This window comes from Hydrogenophaga sp. (assembly GCF_018780385.1).
Taxonomy (GTDB): domain Bacteria; phylum Pseudomonadota; class Gammaproteobacteria; order Burkholderiales; family Burkholderiaceae_C; genus Hydrogenophaga.
This window is the reverse complement of the sequence record NZ_JADMJO010000070.1, coordinates 1-2138: the sequence shown is the minus strand read 5'-3', so window position 1 is coordinate 2138 and position 2138 is coordinate 1. Positions and strand designations below refer to the sequence as shown.

General features: G+C 65.0%; 3 protein-coding genes. All 3 read right to left on the bottom strand.

Annotated elements, in window-relative coordinates; all coding sequences use genetic code 11:
- The coding region (locus tag IV113_RS19130; RefSeq protein WP_291088283.1) for an ABC transporter ATP-binding protein at window positions 1-521 on the bottom strand (521 nt) is incomplete at its 3' end.
- Entirely contained in the window at window positions 518-1357 is an 840-nt protein-coding gene (locus IV113_RS19125) for an ABC transporter ATP-binding protein (RefSeq protein WP_291088281.1), read from the bottom strand. The genes IV113_RS19130 and IV113_RS19125, both read right to left, overlap by 4 nt.
- A 5-nt stretch (window positions 1358-1362) precedes the next feature.
- A partial coding sequence (locus tag IV113_RS19120) for a branched-chain amino acid ABC transporter permease (RefSeq protein ID WP_291088279.1) occupies window positions 1363-2138 on the bottom strand: 776 nt, incomplete at its 5' end.

Sequence of the window (2138 nt, the reverse complement as noted above, 5' to 3'; positions counted from 1 at the left end):
AGGCCCAGGCTGGGTTCGTCGAGCAGGATCAGGTCGGGGTTGGCCATGAGCGCGCGGCTGATGGCCAGCATCTGCTGCTGCCCGCCCGAGAGCAGGCCGGCGTCTTGCGCGGCGCGCTCGCGCAGGATGGGGAAGTAGGTGAACACCGCCTCCATGTCGCGCGCCACGCCGTCGCGGTCCTTGCGGGTGTAGGCGCCCATCAGCAGGTTGTCGCGCACCGAGAGCAGCGGGAACACCTCGCGCCCCTCGGGCACGTGGGAGAGGCCCTGTTGCACGATGTGGGCCGGGTCCTGCGCGGTGATGTTCTCGCCCTTGAACTCGATCGAGCCCTTGCGCGGGTCGATGATGCCGCTGATGGTTTTGAGGATGGTGGTCTTGCCCGCGCCGTTGGAGCCGAGCACGGTGGCGATTTCGCTGCGGCGCACCTGCAGGCTCACACCGCGGATGGCCTTGATCGGGCCGTAGGCGCTCTCGACGTTGAGCAGTTTCAGCACGGGGGTGTCGGAAGTGGCAACGCTCATGGCTGTACCCCCACGGCGGCAGACTTGTGGTTTTCGCGGCGCAGGCTGGACACGTCGTCCATCGAGCCGAGGTAGGCCTCGATCACGCCCGGATCGCTCTGCACCTGGGCCGGCGTGCCAGAGGCCAGCTCGGTGCCCATGCTCATGGCCAGCACGCGGTCGGATACCTTGGAGACCAGGCTCATGTCGTGTTCCACCATCAGCACCGTGATGCCGAGCTCGTTCTTGATGTCGGTGATCCAGAACGCCATGTCTTCGGTTTCCTCCACGTTCAGGCCCGAGGACGGTTCGTCGAGCAGCAGCAACTGAGGCTCGGTGCACAGCGCACGCGCGAGCTCCACCACCTTGCGCACGCCGTAGGGCAGGCCGGCCACCATCGATTCGCGGTGGTGCTGCAAATCCAGCAGGTCAATGACGTGTTCCACTTTCTCGCGCGCCTCGATCTCTGCCGCACGGGTCTTGCCGGTGAAGAAGAGCTCGCTCCACAGCCCGGTCTTGCGGTGCGTGTGGCGCCCGATCAGCAGGTTCTGCAGCACGGTGGCGTGTTCGAACAGCTCGATGTTCTGGAAGGTGCGTGCGATGCCGAGGTTGGCGATCTGGTGCGGCGCCTGGTCGGTCAGGCGCAGCATGCCGTCGGGGCCGGCGAAGTCGATGGTGCCGGTGGTGGGCGTGTAGATCCGGCTGATGAGGTTGAACACCGTGGTCTTGCCCGCGCCGTTGGGGCCGATCAGGGTGAACACCTCGCCGCGCTTCACGTCGAAGCTCACGTTGTTGACCGCCAGCACGCCGCCGAAGCGCACGCTGAGGTTTTTGGCTGAGAGAAGAATGTCGTTCATGGTGTTCACTTCAGACGGTCAGACTTCTGGAACGATTTCTGCCGCTTGAACATGCCCTTGCGATAGAACGGGAACAGCTGGAAGTACGCGCGGATCTTGAGCCAGCGGCCATACAGACCCATGGGTTCAAACAGCACAAAGGCGATCAGCACCAGGCCGTACACCGTGCCTTGCAGGCCGGCCGCCTGGCCAATGGCCGCGGGCAGGAAGTCTTTGCCCAGGGCGATGAGCTGCGGCATCACGATGAGGAAGATGGCACCGAGGAAAGCCCCGTGGATCGAGCCCAGCCCGCCGATCACCACCATGAGCAGCAAATCAATCGACTGGATGATGCTGAACTGCTCGGGCGACAGGAACTGGATCTTGTGCGCGTACAGTGCGCCGCCAATGCCCGCCAGCGCGGCCGAGAGCGCGAAGCTCATGGTCTTGTAGCGCGCCAGGTGGATGCCCATGCTCTGCGCCGAAATCTCCGAATCGCGGATGGCCACGAACGCGCGCCCGGTGGAAGAGCGCATGAGGTTGGCAATGGCCAGCGTGGCCAGCACCGTGACCACCAGGCACAGGAAATAGAACTCGTTGGTGGAGTCAAGCTCCCAGCCGAAGATGGCGGGGTAGCCCACCGTCAGACCCGAGTTGCCACCGGTCACGTGCTCCCAGCGCGCCATGACTTCCTCAACGATGAAGCCGAACGCCAGCGTGGCCATGCCGAGGTAGATGCCCTTCACCCGCAGCGCCGGCAGGCCCACCACCATGCCCACCGCGGCCGAGAGCAGGCCGGCGC

Coding starts and splice junctions, on each gene's coding strand:
- IV113_RS19125 (WP_291088281.1), bottom strand. CDS start 1,357: ATGAACGACATTCTTCTCTCAGCCAAAAACCTCAGCGTGCGCTTCGGC.